The organism is Desulfovibrio simplex (assembly GCF_055387835.1).
On record NZ_AP042377.1, the window covers coordinates 1,244,946 to 1,263,496 of the forward strand.

Annotated in this window: 19 protein-coding genes; all 19 read right to left on the reverse strand. The window is 57.2% G+C overall.

Translation table 11 applies throughout. The features are described 5' to 3' along the window. Positions 1-21: 21 nt before the first annotated feature. Positions 22-1,983: a type I DNA topoisomerase gene (gene topA, locus ACZ5DH_RS05145; RefSeq protein WP_227327198.1), complete on the reverse strand. Its 1,962-nt coding sequence runs from the start codon at positions 1,981-1,983 to the stop codon at positions 22-24. Further along, positions 1,958-2,473: a DNA N-6-adenine-methyltransferase gene (locus ACZ5DH_RS05150; protein ID WP_092155082.1), complete on the reverse strand. Its 516-nt coding sequence runs from the start codon at positions 2,471-2,473 to the stop codon at positions 1,958-1,960. Before ACZ5DH_RS05150 ends, topA begins: the two co-directional genes overlap by 26 nt. Then, positions 2,470-4,869 carry a zincin-like metallopeptidase domain-containing protein gene (locus ACZ5DH_RS05155; RefSeq protein WP_092155080.1) on the reverse strand — a complete coding sequence of 800 codons (2,400 nt, stop codon included), beginning with the start codon at positions 4,867-4,869 and terminating at the stop codon, positions 2,470-2,472. The genes ACZ5DH_RS05150 and ACZ5DH_RS05155 overlap by 4 nt, the downstream gene beginning before the upstream one ends. Continuing rightward, positions 4,859-5,071: a hypothetical protein gene (locus ACZ5DH_RS05160; protein WP_092155078.1), complete on the reverse strand. Its 213-nt coding sequence runs from the start codon at positions 5,069-5,071 to the stop codon at positions 4,859-4,861. Before ACZ5DH_RS05160 ends, ACZ5DH_RS05155 begins: the two co-directional genes overlap by 11 nt. Continuing rightward, positions 5,064-5,636 carry a conjugative transfer signal peptidase TraF gene (gene traF, locus ACZ5DH_RS05165; RefSeq protein WP_092155076.1) on the reverse strand — a complete coding sequence of 191 codons (573 nt, stop codon included), beginning with the start codon at positions 5,634-5,636 and terminating at the stop codon, positions 5,064-5,066. The genes ACZ5DH_RS05160 and traF overlap by 8 nt, the downstream gene beginning before the upstream one ends. Then, a complete protein-coding gene (locus ACZ5DH_RS05170; protein ID WP_464256048.1) occupies positions 5,611-7,722 on the reverse strand; it encodes a type IV secretory system conjugative DNA transfer family protein in 2,112 nt (703 codons plus the stop codon). Before ACZ5DH_RS05170 ends, traF begins: the two co-directional genes overlap by 26 nt. 72 nt (positions 7,723-7,794) lie before the next feature. Then, on the reverse strand, positions 7,795-9,009 hold the full coding sequence (locus ACZ5DH_RS05175) for a TrbI/VirB10 family protein (protein WP_227327200.1): 1,215 nt from the start codon (positions 9,007-9,009) through the stop codon (positions 7,795-7,797). A 9-nt stretch (positions 9,010-9,018) separates the two neighbouring features. Further along, positions 9,019-9,516 carry a hypothetical protein gene (locus tag ACZ5DH_RS05180; RefSeq protein ID WP_092155072.1) on the reverse strand — a complete coding sequence of 166 codons (498 nt, stop codon included), beginning with the start codon at positions 9,514-9,516 and terminating at the stop codon, positions 9,019-9,021. Next, the gene (trbG, locus tag ACZ5DH_RS05185; RefSeq protein WP_092155070.1) at positions 9,513-10,439 is read right to left on the reverse strand and encodes a P-type conjugative transfer protein TrbG; all 927 of its coding nucleotides are present in this window, start codon (positions 10,437-10,439) and stop codon (positions 9,513-9,515) included. The genes ACZ5DH_RS05180 and trbG overlap by 4 nt, the downstream gene beginning before the upstream one ends. A gap of 10 nt (positions 10,440-10,449) precedes the next feature. After that, positions 10,450-11,202: a VirB8 family type IV secretion system protein gene (locus ACZ5DH_RS05190; protein WP_092155068.1), complete on the reverse strand. Its 753-nt coding sequence runs from the start codon at positions 11,200-11,202 to the stop codon at positions 10,450-10,452. An 8-nt stretch (positions 11,203-11,210) separates the two neighbouring features. Beyond that, positions 11,211-12,353 carry a P-type conjugative transfer protein TrbL gene (gene trbL, locus ACZ5DH_RS05195; RefSeq protein WP_092155066.1) on the reverse strand — a complete coding sequence of 381 codons (1,143 nt, stop codon included), beginning with the start codon at positions 12,351-12,353 and terminating at the stop codon, positions 11,211-11,213. A gap of 8 nt (positions 12,354-12,361) precedes the next feature. Then, entirely contained in the window at positions 12,362-13,213 is an 852-nt protein-coding gene (trbJ, locus tag ACZ5DH_RS05200; RefSeq protein WP_227327201.1) for a P-type conjugative transfer protein TrbJ, read from the reverse strand. Next, complete coding sequence (locus ACZ5DH_RS05205) at positions 13,174-15,582, reverse strand: VirB4 family type IV secretion/conjugal transfer ATPase (protein ID WP_092155062.1); 2,409 nt, start codon at positions 15,580-15,582, stop codon at positions 13,174-13,176. Before ACZ5DH_RS05205 ends, trbJ begins: the two co-directional genes overlap by 40 nt. Next, the gene (gene trbD, locus ACZ5DH_RS05210; protein WP_180365458.1) at positions 15,576-15,866 is read right to left on the reverse strand and encodes a conjugal transfer protein TrbD; all 291 of its coding nucleotides are present in this window, start codon (positions 15,864-15,866) and stop codon (positions 15,576-15,578) included. The genes ACZ5DH_RS05205 and trbD overlap by 7 nt, the downstream gene beginning before the upstream one ends. Then, positions 15,866-16,213, reverse strand: coding sequence for a TrbC/VirB2 family type IV secretion system protein (locus ACZ5DH_RS05215; protein ID WP_092155058.1), 348 nt, complete (start codon positions 16,211-16,213; stop codon positions 15,866-15,868). The genes trbD and ACZ5DH_RS05215 overlap by 1 nt, the downstream gene beginning before the upstream one ends. Continuing rightward, positions 16,176-16,391 carry a Com family DNA-binding transcriptional regulator gene (locus ACZ5DH_RS05220; protein WP_180365457.1) on the reverse strand — a complete coding sequence of 72 codons (216 nt, stop codon included), beginning with the start codon at positions 16,389-16,391 and terminating at the stop codon, positions 16,176-16,178. Before ACZ5DH_RS05220 ends, ACZ5DH_RS05215 begins: the two co-directional genes overlap by 38 nt. A 7-nt stretch (positions 16,392-16,398) precedes the next feature. After that, a complete protein-coding gene (gene trbB / locus ACZ5DH_RS05225) occupies positions 16,399-17,367 on the reverse strand; it encodes a P-type conjugative transfer ATPase TrbB (protein ID WP_092155056.1) in 969 nt (322 codons plus the stop codon). Then, a complete protein-coding gene (locus ACZ5DH_RS05230) occupies positions 17,367-17,810 on the reverse strand; it encodes a hypothetical protein (RefSeq protein WP_143339554.1) in 444 nt (147 codons plus the stop codon). Before ACZ5DH_RS05230 ends, trbB begins: the two co-directional genes overlap by 1 nt. A 7-nt stretch (positions 17,811-17,817) precedes the next feature. Then, positions 17,818-18,543: a nucleotide-binding protein gene (locus ACZ5DH_RS05235; RefSeq protein ID WP_092155052.1), complete on the reverse strand. Its 726-nt coding sequence runs from the start codon at positions 18,541-18,543 to the stop codon at positions 17,818-17,820. Positions 18,544-18,551: the final 8 nt, after the last annotated feature.

An 18,551-nucleotide genomic window follows, 5' to 3' on the forward strand; every position in this document is an offset into this window, starting at 1 on the left:
TTCTGGAACCACAATTAGGTATTATACAGGTTTGCTGTCTTTCACCTCATACTTGGCTTTACATTTCGGGAAGCCGGAGCAGCCGAAGAAATCATACGGCTTGCCATTTTGGGTCGTCCCCATGCGACGGATCAGAGGCTTGCCGCATTCCCCGCATTTGTATTCCGACAGTTCCGGCTTTTTCCGATCCTGTTTCGGGCCAGGCTTGCCGTCCACATTCGGAAACGTGGCTTCACAGTCGGGACAGGCGAAGAAGTCATAGCCGCGCACATTTTTTGTGTCCTCTTTGACTATATGCCGCAGTTTGGGGCTTTGGCACTCTGGGCAGAGCACGGCATGTGCTGAGTCAAAGCGCGTCACCTCATCCATCAGCCGATTGAAAGCCGTAGCGACAACTTGCTGATATTTCGTCTTGCCGCTGGCAATATCATCAAGCGCCTGTTCCATTTCTTTGGTGAACGCATAATCAACGAAGGAAAACGCATTCACCAGGGCATCCACCACCTGTACCCCCAAGGGAGTAGGCACCAGATAGCGTTTTTCTTCTTTGATGTATTCACGGGTTTGGATAGTGTCCAAAATGGCCGCGAACGTAGACGGACGGCCTATTCCTCTATTTTCCAATTCCCGCACCAGACTCGCCAGCGTGTAGCGCGTGGGCGGCTTTGTCTTTTTCGTCAGGACACGGCCGGAAAGCGCCGTGACCTGTGCGCCGGATTGCAGCGCCGGGACGGGATTGTCCGGCTCGTCTTCCGCGTCGTCTTTGGTGGCCTCATCCGCAGCCAGAAGCACTTTCCACCCTTGTTCCTGTAGGGTCCGGCCTTTGGCCTCAAACGTGGCTTGTTTGCCGTCCACATCCGCAGATAGCCGGAGCAGGCGCACGGCGTAGACGGAATCCGCCAACTGTGATGCCAGGGCGCGAACGCGGATCAGCCGGTATAGGGCTTTTTCATCGGCCGTTTCCCCGGCGTCTTCCTCTTCTATATGAGTAGGCCGGATCGCCTCATGCGCCTCTTGTGCCCCGTCTTTGGCCTTCCAGGTACGCGGCTTGTCCGGCAGCGGCCAGCCTTGCCCATCGGCATAGGCGCGGATCACCGCTACGGCCTCTTGCGAGAGATTAGGAGAATCCGTCCGCATATAGGTAATGTGGCCTTGCTCATAGAGGGCTTGCGCCAGAGACATAGTTTGTTTCGGTTTGAATTTTAGGGCATTGCTGGCGGCCTGTTGCAGGCTGGACGTTGTGAACGGAGTCGGAGGCGCGACGCGGGCTTCCGATTCTTCACAGTCCAGGATTTCCAAGGAGCGCAGGCCCGCCATTTTTTCTGCCAGGGCTTGATCCTGAAAATATTCTTGTCCCGGCTCAATCCACGACTTGACCACCCAGGCCGCTTTCCAGCCCTCAAAGCTCAGTTCCGCCCCGTAATGCGTGACACTCACAAAGGAAGTGATTGCCCGTTCCCGTTCGACCACCAACCGTAAGGCCGGACTCTGGACGCGCCCGGCAGAAAGGCGCGTACCCACGGCGCGGGAGAGCGGGCCGGACACCAGATACCCGCAAAAGCGATCCAGAACGCGCCGCCCCTCTTGCGCGGCCACCAAAGCCATATCAATGGCGCGGGGACTCTGGACAGCGGCCTTGACCGCGCTTTCCGTGATTTCTCCATAGGTGACGCGCTTTGCGTCCTTCAGTTTCAGGGCATCGGCCACATGCCACGCGATAGCTTCCCCTTCTCTATCCGGGTCCGTGGCCAGATAAACAACATCGGCCTGTTTTGCCAGCGCCCCTAGCCGTTTCAACACATCCGCCCCGCGCTCCGTGGGCTGATAGTGCGGCTTGAAATCCGGTGCGGCCACGCCCATTTCCTTGACCGGCAGATCGCGGACATGCCCGACAGAAGCAACCACTTTCCAATCCGGGCCAAGGAACGACTGTACTTTTTTCACCTTGCCGGGAGACTCAAGAATCAACAATTTCGCGCACATGACTTTTCCTTAAAAGGCCGTCAGGCGGCGCGAGGTTGGGGCGCGTGTCCCGCAGAAATTGTAGGCTTGGGTTATTAAAGACGACAATAGCACTGGGAAACGGTGCGGGATGTGCCGCGCCCTCGAAGCGTATCCGTCCCCGCAGAAACCGCACAGCGCCATGCGGAATAACAAAGGTATGCCACCATGCGGTATCTGTCCGCGCGGGGAGAAGACAAACAACACGCCTGACCCCGGCTGTGTTCACCTCCACAACCGCTTTGGCGATCCAGTGCGAAATAGCACGTCCATATGGCGGGTTCATCCAGCAAACACCGCTCCAATTTTGAGAGAGTCCGTCGTCTTTCGGGGAAAAGAAATGCCCACATTTGGCATTTTCGGCTGTGGCACACACGTCCAGCGTGAATGGGCCTTGCAGTGTGTCCCATTGCCGGAAAAGCGTCCAAGGTGTTGCCCAATCGGTTTTACGGCTGGAAAAATGCACGTTCATAAAGACAGTTCCCGTGTCTTTCCCTGATCATGGAGAAGGGATAGGCCGACTTGTTTTTGTACTTCCTTAATCCCCCGCGACTTGTGCAGATCGTTGAAATCCGTCAAGCCTTTTGCCTTTTCCTCCTCATTGAACACCGGAGCCGCCACTTTGCCGCCCACGGCTAGGGCGGCGGCTTTGGCTTTTTCCATACCCACGTTGTAAGGTTTGCCGTTCCGTTTGAGCGCGTGATCGTTATCCGCGCAAATGGTGATTTGCGCTTGCGGGAATTTTTCCCGCAGGGCTTTGGCCACGGGTTCCAGGTTGCCGGAATCCAACGCCACGGCCACCGGTTTTTCCGTGGCCATGTGCAAACTTGCACCCGTGGCGTAGCCTTCGCAGATCAGGATTTCCCCTTGCGAGAAGTCTTTGCCTTCCGCCGCTATGGTATGAAAATTTCCCTTTTTTTCCATGCCGACTTTGAAACGCTTTTCCCCTTCCGGCGAAATAGATTGAAAGCCGCGCAGCTCATCCGCAGTATTCCGCAGAGGGACCGCCAGAAAACCATTTTGATCTTGTCGCAGGCCAAAGGACGGCACTCCCTTTTCCTTGAGATAGTGAGCATCCGGCGAAGCCGATTCCAGTTTGTCCCACAAGTCCCGGCATTCTTTCGCTACCGCGTTTCGAGACTCCCGCATACTCTGTTCCCGCTCTTCCCGCTGCTGCTCCATTGCCGCCCGCCGTTCCGCCGATTCTTCCGGCGTCATGACATGGCCTGTTGCTGACCAGTGCAACACTTCCCCGGTAATATGGTTTTGTGCCCATCCGGCCGGGAGATGATCCAGATAGCCGCAATAGGCACCGTCAGCCCGTCCGGGGTTGGCCAGTTTGCCGAGCAGCGGGACGCGGTGAATTTTTCCATCCATGACGGGTTCCCGTCCCTGCATATCAAAGCCCGCCTCGTCCAGCATCCGGGCAAATTCGGCTTCTGGCGACAACCCCGGCACACGCACGGGACTCTTACCCGGTTCCGGCAGCCAACGAGAAAGCGCCCCCTGGTCCGCGCCTTCCGGGGCGAACCAACATTTTTCCGACCGGTCCCACTTTGCGCCCAGACGTTTGGCCTGTTCCTTTTCCCGAAACGGCACAACCAACCAAACTTTTTCCGCAGCCGTTTTCCGCGCCGGTTCCGGTACGCCCATTGCCGCCACGGGTTCCGGGGAAGCAGGTTCCGGCGCTTTACCCCGCGCATGTTCCGGCAGCCATGCGGCCAGTTTGGCTAAATCCGCCCCTTTTGGCGCATACCAACTTTTTTCCGTGGTATCCCATTTCGCGCCCAGGCTTTTGGCCTGTTCCTTTTCGCGGTATGGCACAGACAACCAAGTTTTTTCCGGGGCTGGACGTGACGGCGCGGATTGTTCCTGCGCCCCATCCGGCGTTCCCATAGCCGCTATGGGTTCCGGCGTATCGGGCCGCTCGACTTCCGGCGTTTTGACGCGCTCGTCTCCAAGTTCCTTGTCCCGTTCCAGTCCCAGGACGTATTCCTTGATTTGTTCGGCATCCCGGCAAGCCCGCATGATTTCAGAAGGGTCTTCCTCAAGGGCTTTGATCCAGGAGGCGACATAGGCCACATGCTGATCAGGATCGTGGCGGACGCCTATGTCTTGTCCGAGCATCCATGAAGCGATTTCCGCCCGCAACTCTTCCTTGGCGTAAGGTTCTGAGCCGAACGGTCCACCTTCCCGATTCAGGCGGGATTCATGGCCTGTCCAGTGACCAAGCTCATGTAGCGCTGTGGCGTAATACTTGCCCGGTTCGTCAAAATTCACTTTGGGCGGGAGGTGGATTTCATCCATCAAAGGCCGGTAAAAGGCACGATTGCTTTGATCGTGTTTGATGGTCGAGCCGGAGGCAGCCAGGATGCTTTCCGCCTTTTCCAGCGGTTCCCATTTATGGGGATTTTTCGTCAACGAGAGCGGCGGCAAGTCCCCGTCTATCTGTTCCGCATTGAAAACATGGGCGAAACGCACAATAGGCCGATCCAGATAGACATGGACCTTTTCCGGCTTGCCGTCTTCCCCCAGGACCGGATTGCCGTTCTCATCCATTTTATCTTTTTCCCGCGTCCACTGATAAAACACCACGGGCGTGGATTTACTCCCGGCCTGGACCTGATACCCCGCCTCTTGTGCCTGTTTATATGTCATCCACCGGGGATCGTCATAGCCGGACAAAGCCAACCCAACCCGGTTCACCCCCCTGTAAACCGTGCCGGAAACGGGATTATGCGGCGCAACGATTTGCCCGCCGTCTTCCCAAGGTTTTTGCCAAGGCGCGGTCCCTTCTTTCAGGCGTTCTATGATTTTTTCCGCAAACTCTACATGGAACGGGGGACGTTTGGGCTTGTCATCCTTCATAGACTACATCCCCCTGAGCGTTGACGCTCAAAAGAACATCGTCCGCAAGATCGGCCAGCGTCACGGCGGATTCCGTGAACGCGCCCATCCAGTCGGCCACGTCAGGATCGACGGCCACGCCACCCCAAAGCGGATTGTCCGTCACCTGTTGCGCCACCACATTGACGGCGGCTTTCAAGTAGTCTTTTTCCTTGTCAGTCATGATTCTTCTCCTTTGGAGTCCAGACAAAAACCGGCACCGTGCGCCGGAGCGAGTCCAGCGGCACAAGGCCGAAATAACGGCTATCGAAACTGCCGGGATGTTCGCCCAGGACCAGGGCAGACCCCGCCGGAATGACGCCGGAGGTCAGCGCGGAAACCACCGGCCGCCCGTGCCGGTCCACAGTCTTGATCCGGCTTTCCAGCCACAGGCAGGCCACGGGAGAACCGGCAGGCGTAACGCGGATTCCGTCCCGGTCCACCTGGATCAGATCACCGGGCAGCCCGGCCAAGCGTTTGAGCAAAGGCCGCAGCCCGGAAGGACAGGAACCAGGTTTGAGGTAGCCACGTTCCGCCGCCAGATCGGCAAACGGCCCGGACAGACAGATCGCCACAGGCTCGCCGCGTTGCGGAGTGCCGGCCGCAAGCCGGTACAAGCCCACCGGGAGGGACGGCGTGGGATTGCAACGGTAGCCCGCACCCCAGGCCCACAAACACAGCAGGATCAGCGCCGCCCCGGACAGCGCCAGCGTGGCCAGCCGGTTAGGACGCATCGAGATAACGGGCATAATCAGCCTCTACTTGTTCGGAAGTGTGGGCCGACGCGGGCGAAGCAGCGGCCGCGGACGTGACCGCATACCAGGAGGCCGGACGCGGGAAATACAGGGAATCACTAATGCCGGATGGATAGGCCGCAGTCGTGCCGGGCGCGGGAATTTTGGCGCGGGTTGAAAAGGTGGGATCGAGGAAATAGAGGATTTGCCGCCCGTAAATAGCGGAATAGCCCGCCGTGAAAATGAGCATATCCCCCGGCGTGGCGTGGCCCTGTTCGTCTTTGGACAGTCCCGGCAAGCGCATACATTCATCCGGCGTCAGGAGATTACGGGCCGTTTCCGTGACGTTGACCGAGGCATTTTTTAGGTGGCCGGTTCGAGAGCCGGACAACGACACCTTTTCTTCGACAACGGTAGTTTTTCCCGTCATTTTTGACAGGATTTCCGCCGTTTCTACCGTGTTCGGGGCGTAAGCGATCCGTACATGGCAATTGGCCATTAAAGCGTTTTCTTTGCCATAGACCGCATTCAATTGGGTAATATCCTGAACAATGAGACAGACCTTGCCGCCATAGCCCGCGATGTAGGCCAAGGCTTTTTCCATAATCGGCAGCTTGCCCAGGGACGTGAACTCGTCCAGCATGAGCAAAAGCCGGTGTTTGTACCCGGCTTTGCTGGAACCATCCGCAAACTCCATTTTCGCGCAGACGCGGCGGATAATCATATCCACCATGAGCCGGATTAACGGTTTCATCCGATCTATGTCAGCCGGGGAAATGACAAGATACAAATTCACCGGATTTTCCGCGTTCATGAGGTCATGAATGCGAAAATCACAGCGAGACGTGTTCAGCGCCACCACCGGATCGCGGTACAGGGCAAGATTTGTCAGGGCCGTGGACACGACGCCGGAGGCTTCATTTTCCGCCTTATTGAGCATTTCCCGCGCACTGGACGCGATGAAGACATGGGCTTTCTGGGCATAGTCCCCGGCATCCCCATCGGGCGCGGTGTCAGGAAAGATTTTATGCAGCATGGCCGCATGGTCGGTTTTGACCATTTCATCAAAAAGTTGCTGAATGGTGCGGGATTCATCGGCCAACATGCAGCCCAGATCGTAGAGCGTGGCGCAACGGTCTTGCTCATGCCGGACCATGATGCAGCAATGGAGCAGCGCCCCGGCCAGCATAGCGAACGCCGCTTTGCTCCAATGGTCTTCAAGACCTTTGCCCGCAGGATCGACCAGCATAGCCGCCATATTCTGAGCGTCGGGAATAGCCAGCATGGAATCAAGACGGATTTCCTCCATAGGATTGAAGAAGGCGGACGCGCCGGACATATCCGAAGGGTCGAACCGGAGCGCCGTTTGCCCTTGCGAACGGCGGAAACCAGACGTAAGCGCCCAGTTTTCGCCCTTTATGTCTAAAACCAATGTGGAACCTTCCCAGGCCAACAGCGTGGGCAGAATGAGGCCCACGCCTTTACCGGAACGGGTAGGCGCGAAGCACAAGACGTGTTCCGGGCCGTTGTGCCGGAGGTACATTTGCCGTTCCCGACGCACGGGCGGACGATATGAGCGCAGGAACCAGACCAGCACGGCCCGACGCGCCACGGCGGACCAGTAGGCAAAGCCCGTAATGTGCTTGACCCATCCGCCGACATACACGCCCTTTCCGTCCATATAGCCCATGCGGCGGATCTCTTTTTCATTCGCCCATCGGGCCGAGCCGTGTAGCCGGGCGTCACCTTTCAACTTCTTCATAAAGGTGAACCACACGGCGAGGAGTAGGAATTGCGGGCAGAGGAACAGGGCTTGGCTTTGGGTTATGGCCTGTTCCATGAAGCCCGGATCATTGGCCCCGAATGCCTCTTGCCAGTGGAAAATCGCCCACGGCGCATACCAGCGGACGCCGAAGGCCGATCCCCAGGACGCGCCCAAGGCCGGATCGTACCCGTAGAACGCCGCTACCCGTTGCGTGGTCAGAATCAGGCAGGCAAGGCCGAGCAGCAGCACGAAAGGCAGATACAGCAAGCGCCAATTGCGGGAGCGTTCCGGGGAACCAAGGCCGAAGGAATTGTGTTGCGTGGAAGACGCACACATAACGACACTCCATAAAAGAGGCCGTCATGCGGCGCTGAGTTGGGACGCGAGGCCCGCAGCGGATAAGGCGAATTACTTTAGATTATAAGGATGCTGAAAAACGAGGTCTTTTGTCACGACGAGATTGAACTGATAGCCCGGCCGTATTTCCAGCGTAGGCGTGATATTCAAATTTTTCTGCAACAATTGGAGCGAGGCTTGCCCCATTTGCGCGGCCAGGGCGGACCCCATTTCATCCTGTAGCGTCGGATTGTTATTGTTCCCGCCATTATCGCCGCCCATTGAATCCATCGTGTAGGCCATGCCGCCCGTGACCAGGGACATAATCGCAGCGGAACCAAAAATACGAAGATAATGATTGTTGATTCCGTCCGTATACCCCGCATAACCGGACATATCCGCGCCGGGCATGGCCCCCAGGGTGACGGCGGACCCGTCAGGAAAGATCAACCGATTCCAGGCCACAAGTACGCGCTCTTGCCCGTAAACGACGCGGGAATCATAGACGCCGTAGAGCTTTGCGCCGCGAGGAATCAACAATTGTTGCCCCGTGCCTGTGTCGAACACATTTTGACTGACTTGCGCGATAATGGTTCCCGGCAGATCGGAATTGATCCCCGTGAGCATGACGCCGGGGATCACCGCCCCGGTTTTGATTTCAAGAGGTTGCCCCGGCGTCCGAGAGTGCGGCAGAATCCAAGCCGAATCCCGCGCCGAAGAGCGATCAAAAAAAGCCTCCTTGTCTTTGTTGGCGGCGGGATCGTAGCCGTTATCCCGCAGCGCCGAGGCGTCAATGCCGTTACCCTGTTCCCGGCCTACGGGTTCCGGGCTGGACGATTGCGCCGGAGCGCCGCCCGCCGTCACACTCGCTTTTTTGACGGCCAGAGGCGAGGACAGCGCCGAAAGGTAGGCTTGCGACCGCATCCGGCGTATGTTGTCTCTTTCCTGCTGATCGGCGGGTTTCTGGCCGTCATCCCGGACCACTATCAACGGTTCCGGCTTGCCTGAAACGACCGCTTGAGGAGTGGCAAGCCCCTGAGAACCGGCAGGAGGCAACGCCAGCCCGTTGCCTTCTCCCGCAATCAACGGGTTTTCCTGTTCCTTAATATCTACTTTTTGGGTTTGCGCGGCCTCCTCTTCCGGGTTATGCGCGAAATTCACACTGTAGACGAGCACACCAACCAGCAGCAACCCGGCGCAGATAACGGCATACAGAGGCCAGCGCCGCATTTTGACCACACCATCGGGCGGCAACGGTTCAAAACTGTTCGGAGAATCGGTGGACATACGGCCCCCTTAGTCGTTCAAGGCGTGGGCGGCTTTGTCATACGCGGCCCCGGCCTTGTTCGCGGCTTTTTCCAGTAAAGGACGAGGCGCCACGGCTTCCGTTTGGGAGCGTCCGGCTTCAGGCAGGCCCGCCGCGTCGTAGACTCTGGCCAGCGCCTTGCCGTCTGAAAGTCTCAGTTGCAGATACCACGCGGCATCGTCCCGCAGCTCGTCCAGCGTGTAGGCCACGGCCAGGGCGTCTTTTCGGTCTTCCATTAAAAGTGTGAACCCCCGTGACCGCAAGCCGTTTTCCAGAGCATGAGCAAAGGCGTTTTCCGCCTTGGCGGGCATAAGGAAAAGCGCGGTATGGCCGGGCGGATACGACGAAGCCAGGAAAGACACGGCATCTTGCGCCACCTGGACCACGGCGGTATCCGAAGGCAAAGGACCGCAGAAGGAGCCGGACAGGCCGCGCCCCGCGCAGCCGGAGAGCAGCAGAGCCAACAAGAGAAAAACAGCGCGTTTCATTTCCGGCCCCCTTCTCTGACGATTTCGATTTTTTGTTGATCGCCCCCCACGCCGACGATCAGCGCCAGCTTGTCAAAAATGCCGTCAACGACAATGGCCGAGTCTTTGACCCGGTAATTGACCAGTACATCTTTATTGCCTTTACGGACCAGGAGCACGGGCATTTCCCCGGACGCGGCGGATTTCGGCAGACGGATGAACATTTGCCGCCCATCGTCATAGACCCGTTCCGGCGTCCAAGGCGCTTTCCCTTTGACTCCATAGGCAAAATTCAAATCGGACAAATCCCGGCGTTCCCCGTCTACCGTTGTACTTTCCCAGGTTGCCCGCCTTGTTTCGGCGGCTTTGCGGGCGGCAGCCGTGCGCCGCAGATCATCCGAGTACACAAAACCGACATAGGGTGTATGGCCGGAGCGTTGAGAAACAAGCCGCAGGTGATAGACCCGGCGATCCGTGGTAACTACGGCTGAACTTTCAAGCCCGGCGTCCACCGGCTTGATGAACAGATGCACGGTAGCGGCGGGACCGGAACCCGCCGTGCCGGAATCCACCATCCACCGGGCCGAATCCCCTACTACAATTTCATTGACCGTTTCGCCTGATTCAAGTTCAACGTCGCAAACTTGCATTGGTACGGCCAAGATCGTGGGAAGACTGGCCCCATGCACAAAAACCACCTTGCCGCCGCTTCCCAGGACCGGCGCGACGTTACGCCGGGACCAGTCCGCCGAGAGATGCAAAGCGTGTTTTTCCTTATCCGTGAGCGGCACGGTGGACGGGCTGATATAGTCTACTTCCGAGACTACCGGCGAACCGGATTCCAGAGCCGGAGGATAGCCAGCCGGAACCACTGAGGGAGGAGACGCCGCCCAGACCGGGCAAGCGTAAAAACACGCGAACAACAAGAGCATTATTTTTTTCATGGTGTTTCCCTTATTCGGTTTGAGCCGGAGCGCCGGAAACGGCACCAGAAGAGGAACGCGACGGAGCGCCCACAACCTTACCCGCCGACAAAGCCGTGATGTAAATCCCGCCCGGATTACGCAGTAAGACCGCATCCGTTTGGGGTGGGTTGATCTGGATCGTGGCCGTGGCTTCATAGGTGTGCTGTTCCAACAGCGCCCCCGCATGACTGCGGACGGTTTCCGTCCATTCGACCCGGTAGGAATCGGCACTGACCGGCAGGGGTAAGCTTTTGATCTCCACATGGACCAGTTTACCCGACTTGGCGATTTCATAGGGGTTATTCGTTTCGTACCATTCCTTCAAAACGCCCTTTGCCGAACCGGCCATGAAGTAGGACAAGCGGGAAATCATCTTTTTCTGTAGTTCCACATCCGCCGTCACCGTGCGCCAATCGGCAACACAAGCCGCGATTTCCGACTGAATAAGCCGTTGCGGCGTGACGCTGGCCACATCGGCGCGGGCGACCACGGCAGACTTGCCGAGCTTGTCCACTTCGATGATGTAGGGGATCGTTTTGACTTGGTTTGCCTGAATCACGTTGCCAGTGATGGAAATTCCCGTGATGATCAGACAGAAAAAAGCCACTGTGCGCCATTGTGCGGCCCGGCTGATATAGCCGCCGTATCGTTCAAGCCATTCCTGCCGGGCGTTCAGATAGGGATTGTGCCCCTTGCCCGCCGTTTCTATGCTTGGGGCTTTCTTTTTGGAGAAAAAAGGCATGTTGCCTCCTATGAATTGTCGCTTTCTGTTGCCATCCGCGCCCGCTCAAGACGTTCTTTCATTTCCGAGCGGGAACGAGTGGCCAGGGCTTTTTCCCCGGCCGTTTTGGCATCCTGCCGAGCGCCCCACATGGAGCGGGCCACGGAAACGCCTTTGCCCATGCCGGACTTGCCTTCCATCCCTGCTATATTCGAGGCGTCTTTGACATTCTGCGTCGTGACAGCGGCGGAACGTCCCGCCGCGATGGAGCCGCCCACAGCCCCGGCCACAGCCCCGCCCACGGCGGCGGTGGCGGCGGTTATGGCCGCGCCCCCGGACACATGGGAGCCGTTGATAATTCCCGCGCAGGTGTCAGGGATGGATTTGACCAGAGCCAGGAGCACAATAGACGCGCCGATCACAATGAAAATATCTTGCAGTTCCGCCGTGGACGTGTCGAAGTCCTGTATAAAAGCAAGACCCACCCCTAACACCAGTTGCATAACGAACAGCTTGAAGGCCACCGCCAGCACATAGCGCAAGGCGTTGACGGCGTAATCCTTCAGAAAGGACGAGCCGCCAAAGCTCACCAGAATCAACGCCGCCATCATGGCGATCATGGCTTCGCATTTAATGAACACTACTTGCGCCGAAATCAGGGCGAAACAGACCATGACCACCAGGGCGGCAAGCAAGAGGGCCACGGAGTTGCCCGGCGACCATGCCGAGAGCTTGGAGAGAATGAGGTTGACGATCTTCATTCCCGCGATAAAGGGCGAATCGGAAGAGTATTGCGGGGAACTCAGTTCAAAGCCTATCTGTTTCAGACCGTCTATCAGATTCCACGACCATTCCTTATAATTGTTGATTACGGCCAGAAAAAAGCCCGCCATGAGCAGAAGCATAACGAAATGCTTGAATATATCCCCCACTTGTTCCCGATTCAGCGCCGCTTTGATTCCCAGGAAGCATACCTCAAGAATCAGCAGCCAACGGAACACAAGCAGAGCGTATTTTTTCAGAATCGGTTCCCAAGCCGAAGTTTTGTCATAAAAGGACGACACCAACTTTGACACAAAATCCGTATCCGCAGCGGCCAGAGCGCCGCCCGGCAGACACAGGACGGCCAGCAGGCAGACCAGGGCGAAGAGAGCGAAACGCGGCTTGTTCATAGCCGCCCCTAAAACGGGTCCGGCTTGGAAGTCAGGCCACCCAACTTGTCCGTTTTGGTCATATCCCGCCACAATTCTTGTTCCATTTGGCCTTCTTTTTCGGCTTTCATTTGCGCGGCAAGGGAAGATTGCGCCGTAGTGGCCATGAGTTCCCGAAGCTGGCGGGCTTCCTGAATTTGGATTGAGGCCAGTTGATTGCCCGCCTGAATCGCCCGCATTTGCCCGTCAGGCGTGGCTAGCAGTTGATCAAGGTACGCCTGCATATCCGAGGCGTTTCCTTGCAAGTCCTCAAGCTGTTTGCCCGAAAGCTGGAATGTGGCCTGTGACGCCTGATCAACGGATTCAGACCATGAATCCCATTTTTCCCGGTAACGGGCATTCGCCGCGTTCACCCCTTGCGGCCCGGTCCCGGCCAAGTCCGCAAACTCGCTCTGATCGGGAAACAGATTCATAAAGACTTGCCCCAGGCCCACCACGTCCCCGCGTTGCGTTTTGAGTTCGCGGGTAAGACTGGCCAGCCGTAAAAGTGAGCCATTCAGTTGATTGACGAGATGCGCGGGCAGTTGCGCCGTGTTTTGCAGCATGTTTTGATACTGCTCAATATTTTGCTGTACCATGCGGATTTGTTGTTGCGTTTGCTGAGCGGCTTCCGCGTATTGATCAATAAGCTTATTGAGTTGTGAAACATTGGTGACGCGCTCCAATGCTTGCGTCATTTGGTTACTGCAATTTGTGCAATATACCGTCATGCCAAATGCCGGAGCACTGAAAAGGCAAAATCCCACAAGAAGAATACAGCATACTTTCATTGTCTTTTTCCTTATGCGGCGTGGCGTTCCGCCAGCCAGTAAGACGGCCATTCCGGGCCGTGCTCGCCGGAGAGTTGCCGAATGCGGGCAAGGCTTTCCTTGTCCGAGGCTCCAACAAAGGCCAACGCTTTGCGGCCGAGCGCCAATTGCACCAGCCGCCGCCCGTGCGGCGTAATCACGTAGTAATCGCGTTTCGGCGTGGCCGAGGCGATAATGTCAATCTGGCGGGCATTGAGGCCCATATCCGTATACAAATCCCGTTGCCCTTCCTGTCGTGCTGAAAGGTTCGCAAGCAAGATTTGCGTCGGGCAGGACTCCACAAGCACGTCAAAAATGCCGGAGCGTTTGGCGTCGGAAAGGGATTGCGTGGCCAGGAGTACGGCGCAATTCGCTTTGCGGAGCACTTTCAGCCACTCTCGTATTTTGGCGCGGAAAACCGGATGCCCAAGCATGATCCAAGCCTCATCAAGTATCAGGAGCGAAGGTTGCCCATTGAGCGCGTTTTCAATCCGATGAAAGAGGTAGAGCAAGACGGGGATCAGGTTTTTGTCCCCCAGGTTCATGAGGTCTTCCAGTTCAAAAACCATGAACGGCGACATGCCCAAGGTGTCCGGCTTGGCGTCCAGAAGACGCCCCATAGCCCCTTCCCGTGTGTAGTGGCGGAGGGCTTGCTTTATGTCTTCTCCCTGCACGAAACTGTAAAAACTGGACAGGGACCGCAGATGTTCCGGGTTCGAGCGGACCAGGGACATGGCTTCATGAATGGCGTTTTTATGGAGCGGTAAGACGTTCAAGCCTTGCAACTCCAACAAAGAGGCCACCCACTCTTCCGCCCAGGACTGTTCAGAATCGGAATCAACATATTGCAACGGCGCGAACGACAGGCCGCCCGCGCCCACGTCATAATGAGCGCCGCCCGCCGCGAGGCACAGCGGAAGCAGGCTTCGCCCCTTGTCAAAGGCGAAAATCTGAGCGCCAGCGTAGCGCCGGAATTGCGCCGCGATCAGCCCCAGGAGCGTGGACTTGCCGGAGCCGGTAGGCCCAAATACAAGTGTATGGCCAAGATCGCCGGAATGGAGGTTGAAAAAAAACGGCGTGGCCCCGTCCGTGGTCAACACGGCCAGAGGCGGCGAGTCGGGCGGATAGAACGGACAAGGGCAATGCGCGGCCCCTTCCCATACTGAGGACAGCGGCAGCAAGTCCGCAAGGTTCAACGTGGACAGGAGAGGCCGCCGCAGATTTGAAAAACTGTTGCCCGGAATACTGCCCAACCAGGTTTCCAGGGCATTGATCGTTTCAATCCGGCAGCCGAAACCGAGCGTTTGTACCGTGCGCCGCAGTTCCCGCGCCCAATCCTGCAACGTCTCCCGGTTTTCGTGCATGAGCACGACGCAGGACGTAAGATAGCCCGCGCCCACATACCCCCCCTGTACTTCCGTCATGGCCTGTTCCGCATCTTCGGCCATAAGCAGAGCGTCCCGGTTCGCCCGCGCGTTCGGGTTATTCAGGAATTGATCGAGAAACCTGTAAACCTGTTGCCGCCATCCCTTCCGGTACGAATTGATTTCCGCCACAGCATCAAATTGATCCAGACAAATAAAACGACTGGACCAGCGATACGAGAGCGGGAGGCCATCCAGTGCCGCCAGCATGGCGGGCCATGATTCTTGCGGCAAACCGTCTATGGACAACATGGCCAAATGCCGGGAACCCAAGCGCGGCACAATTCCGCCCACAAGTTCTTCACTGGCAAGTATGGCGTCCAAGTACATGGGCGTATCCGGCACTCGGACAGGATGCAGATCGCCCGTCAAACAATGTTGCAGATGAGAAAGCACGTCTGATTGCCGGTAGGCGTTTCCGTCTGGATCAAAGGCGTCATACTCGCCCAGGCGTTCCAGATGGAGCACGGCGGACAGGGCATCTTCCAATTCTTCCAGGATATTTTCAAAGTGGGCAAGCCCCTTGTCCAACACTCCGGCAGAGGCCGCGCCGGATTGCGTTCCGCCAGCCAACCGCGTGGCGTTGAAATCCGGCTTGTACGTTACGGAAAGGATCGTGTTTGTGCTATAGCAGGTGCCCCGACCGAAAAACTCCCGGCGCTCATCATCGATCAGTTGCGTGACAGGATCGGGAAAACGGCTTGCCTCACGGGGCGGATAAGCCGCGTGTGGACTGCGGATCGCGTCCATATGCAGCATCCACCCCGTCCCCAGAAGTTTGATCGCGTTATTGAATTGCGCGGACTGATAGGCCAACTCGTCCGGTGTGGCGCTGGCCGTATCCTGTCCTCGAACTTCCCAAGCCCCCAAAAAGGAACCGTCTTTATTCAGGACCACACCCGGCGCGACTAGCGCGGCATAGGGAAGGAGGTCCGGCAGCCCCTTGGCTTTTGTGCGGAAGTCGGCAAGTTTCAGCATGTGAAACCCCCTTCCCGCCAGCGCCCGGACTTGGCCCTGTAAAAATCCTGTTGTTTGATATGCCGCAGCCAGACCCGCGACATGATCGGATCAGCCTTTGCCATGCGCCGCAGCGCGAACACGACCACCATCCAAAAGACCACGGCAGACACGCCGGAAAGGACCGTCAGGCCCCCCACGCCGACCAGCAGTGCCACCAGCCCGGCCGTCATGACCAGTTCCCGTTCCGCGCCGAGTACGTGCGCGTGTCTATGCAACGATTGATGTATGGGCAGCGTCCGCATCACAGCACCGCCCCGGAAAAGGAAAACACCGAATTGACGATGGACGACGCGAAAGCGATAAAGGAAATTCCGAAAACGACGCCGAGCAGCAGCTTGAAGCCCCCGGAAATGTCGTCTTTGTTCATGATGAATATGATCCCGCAGATCGCCATAGCGGTGATCGAAATCCACTTGCCAGCCGGGCCGGTGATGGTGTTCACCACACGTTCCAAGGGGCTGGAAAATTCCGTAATGCCCCCGGAGGCGGCGGCGATTTCAGGGAAGAGACAAAGGCACAAGGCCGGAAGGCAAAAAAGGAGCCAACGGCCTTTAGTGCTGTTCGAGGAGGGCTTCAGATGTACGCGCATGACGATCTCCGTAGAGGCCGTCTTGCGGCGCGAGGTTGGGGCGCGAGGCCCGCAGGATCAGGCGGGTTTTGCAACGAGGGCAAACAAGCTCTATAACTCCGGCTTGCACATCCCCCCGTGCCAGCAACCTATGACAGTTGCCGCAACGTATATCCGTGTTGCTTTTGGTGGTATCCATAGCCCTCTCATGCGGCGGAAACAGTATAGACGTTGCTCGTTTCGTACTGTTCCGTTTTAGGATTGAATCCATGCACTTTGATGATCTGGGAAAGACGGCGGCGATTATCCGGCGTTTTTTCCATAAAGACGATCACGTCAACACCTCTTCCAATAAGTTTTTGCTTGGAACCTAAGCCAGCCTCCTCCACAAGCTCTTCCAAGCGAGGCAGCGCCTCTTCCGCGCTGTCCGCGTGAAACGTGCCCACGCCGCCAGGGTGTCCGGTATTCCACAGTTTGAGCAGTTCCAGGGCGGCAGAGTCGCGCACCTCACCGATAAGAATACGCCGGGGAGCATAACGCATGGCAACCTTGGCCAGAGTCCGCATATCCACCCCGGCCAGTGGCGAGGTACGAAAAAAAACCGTGTTCGGGCTTTGGGATTGCAGTTCCGCCGTGTCTTCCAGAATAAGCAGCCGATGCGAGGGACAGAGCAGGGCTATTCTCTGGATGATTGCGTTGACAAAGGTTGTTTTGCCGCTGGACGTGCCGCCTACGACCATGATGTTTTTGCGAGTCACTACAGCGTGTTCAAGGAACGGCACCACGGCGGGCGTGATAACGCCATCCGCCACGTAGTCTTCAACGCTCATCACCTTGCTGGCCTTTTTGCGGAGAGAAAAAGACGGAGCGCTTACAATGGGCGGAAAGGTCGCCTCGAACCTGGACCCGTCCAACGGAAATTCCCCTTCGATGATCGGGGAGTGATCGTTGACCGTCAGATCCAGAGCACTGGCCACCAGGGAGAGCACGGCCCGACTCCGTACCGGCTCCATTGTGCCGATAGGCTCCTGATCCTGTCCGTACCGCTCGATCCACAGCATCCCGTCAGGGTTCAACATAATTTCAATCACTTCAGGATTTTTCAGGGCATCCATGAACAGCGGGCCGCAGTTGTAGGCCAGCGTTTCCCGAAATCCTGCATCCGTGGCCATCATCACCGCACCCCCCGCAGTACGAACACCGCTACATTGACCAGGGCCGAAACTGCCACAATGGCCGCAGCATACCACATGCCGCTTTTGAGGCTTTGCAGTTGGCCCGCGTGTTCGGCAAACACTTTGCGGATGCCCTCAACCGAGGACGCGGAAAGTTGCGCGGCCAAGGCATCCGTGGCCCCCTGAACTCCTTTGACATAGGCGTCCGTTTTGCCCGCCATGAGCGCCGCCAGAGCCTTGCCATGCCGGGCATGGAGCTTGTCCACTTCGCCCAAGTAGGCATTGAGCAGCGTTACGATCATGAGCATGGGATCGTCTTTCGGTACGATGGTTTCATGCTCTTTGGCCAACAGTGCCCGCACATCGTCAAGAGTCAGGCCGATCCCGTCCGGCAATGCCGGGGAAACGGCACCCGCATTTTGTGTTTCTTCTTGTTCAGACATGTCCCCCCTACGCAATTCCGGCTTGTTCGACCACGGCGATAAGGCTTTGCCAGTACCGATTCAGACGGGACCGCACCGCAATGGATGAACTGGAATCAATCCCGGCCTTAAAGCTCATCCGTTTAGCAAAAAGCTCCTCCAAATCTTTGCCGATTGTGGCCTTGTTGCCTTGTGGAAGCGTGATGATCGCTTGAAATTGACTGAAAAAATCCTGATAAATCTGGAATTGCTCAAAACCTTTGCCGTCTCTCTGTATCTCTCCAAAGTACGGATTTAACCACACCACAATGGGAGTATCCGGGAAGCCTTCCGCCAGTACCTTCAAACCGGAAAGCGTATCGCCAAGAGCCTGTCCGCCAGTGATCACCGTATGAAAAAAGACTTGGTGCCCTTGTTCCCGGAGAAGGGAGAGCAAGGCGTTTTCTTTGATATAGGCTCCAAGGGCGACAAATGAGGACGCGCCATTGTCCACAATGGCGTGCATCTGTTCCGGCAGATAAAATAGCTCGTCAAGAAGCTGATCGAAGGCTCTAGCGTCTATGTTGTCATTTTTCAGAATATCGAGGCTGGTGACGCCGAACTCTGCATAGCTGGACAGCGTGGCGTTAACCGGATCAGTGTCAAATGCCGCGACATCTTTGCCGAGTGCGGTCAGGGTTTGATACAGGATCACGGCGACGACAGACTTTCCAACGCCGCCTTTACCCTGTTGGATAAAATGGATTGTGCCCATAAGATTTA

What these genes read in the sequence shown, in the direction of transcription:
- topA (WP_227327198.1), bottom strand. Translation starts at nt 1,983, where the DNA reads ATGTGCGCGAAATTGTTGATTCTTGAGTCTCCCGGCAAGGTGAAAAAA.
- ACZ5DH_RS05150 (WP_092155082.1), bottom strand. Translation starts at nt 2,473, where the DNA reads ATGAACGTGCATTTTTCCAGCCGTAAAACCGATTGGGCAACACCTTGG.
- ACZ5DH_RS05155 (WP_092155080.1), bottom strand. Translation starts at nt 4,869, where the DNA reads ATGAAGGATGACAAGCCCAAACGTCCCCCGTTCCATGTAGAGTTTGCG.
- ACZ5DH_RS05160 (WP_092155078.1), bottom strand. Translation starts at nt 5,071, where the DNA reads ATGACTGACAAGGAAAAAGACTACTTGAAAGCCGCCGTCAATGTGGTG.
- traF (WP_092155076.1), bottom strand. Translation starts at nt 5,636, where the DNA reads ATGCCCGTTATCTCGATGCGTCCTAACCGGCTGGCCACGCTGGCGCTG.
- ACZ5DH_RS05170 (WP_464256048.1), bottom strand. Translation starts at nt 7,722, where the DNA reads ATGTGTGCGTCTTCCACGCAACACAATTCCTTCGGCCTTGGTTCCCCG.
- ACZ5DH_RS05175 (WP_227327200.1), bottom strand. Translation starts at nt 9,009, where the DNA reads ATGTCCACCGATTCTCCGAACAGTTTTGAACCGTTGCCGCCCGATGGT.
- ACZ5DH_RS05180 (WP_092155072.1), bottom strand. Translation starts at nt 9,516, where the DNA reads ATGAAACGCGCTGTTTTTCTCTTGTTGGCTCTGCTGCTCTCCGGCTGC.
- trbG (WP_092155070.1), bottom strand. Translation starts at nt 10,439, where the DNA reads ATGAAAAAAATAATGCTCTTGTTGTTCGCGTGTTTTTACGCTTGCCCG.
- ACZ5DH_RS05190 (WP_092155068.1), bottom strand. Translation starts at nt 11,202, where the DNA reads ATGCCTTTTTTCTCCAAAAAGAAAGCCCCAAGCATAGAAACGGCGGGC.
- trbL (WP_092155066.1), bottom strand. Translation starts at nt 12,353, where the DNA reads ATGAACAAGCCGCGTTTCGCTCTCTTCGCCCTGGTCTGCCTGCTGGCC.
- trbJ (WP_227327201.1), bottom strand. Translation starts at nt 13,213, where the DNA reads ATGGCCGTCTTACTGGCTGGCGGAACGCCACGCCGCATAAGGAAAAAG.
- ACZ5DH_RS05205 (WP_092155062.1), bottom strand. Translation starts at nt 15,582, where the DNA reads ATGCTGAAACTTGCCGACTTCCGCACAAAAGCCAAGGGGCTGCCGGAC.
- trbD (WP_180365458.1), bottom strand. Translation starts at nt 15,866, where the DNA reads ATGCGGACGCTGCCCATACATCAATCGTTGCATAGACACGCGCACGTA.
- ACZ5DH_RS05215 (WP_092155058.1), bottom strand. Translation starts at nt 16,213, where the DNA reads ATGCGCGTACATCTGAAGCCCTCCTCGAACAGCACTAAAGGCCGTTGG.
- ACZ5DH_RS05220 (WP_180365457.1), bottom strand. Translation starts at nt 16,391, where the DNA reads ATGGATACCACCAAAAGCAACACGGATATACGTTGCGGCAACTGTCAT.
- trbB (WP_092155056.1), bottom strand. Translation starts at nt 17,367, where the DNA reads ATGATGGCCACGGATGCAGGATTTCGGGAAACGCTGGCCTACAACTGC.
- ACZ5DH_RS05230 (WP_143339554.1), bottom strand. Translation starts at nt 17,810, where the DNA reads ATGTCTGAACAAGAAGAAACACAAAATGCGGGTGCCGTTTCCCCGGCA.
- ACZ5DH_RS05235 (WP_092155052.1), bottom strand. Translation starts at nt 18,543, where the DNA reads ATGGGCACAATCCATTTTATCCAACAGGGTAAAGGCGGCGTTGGAAAG.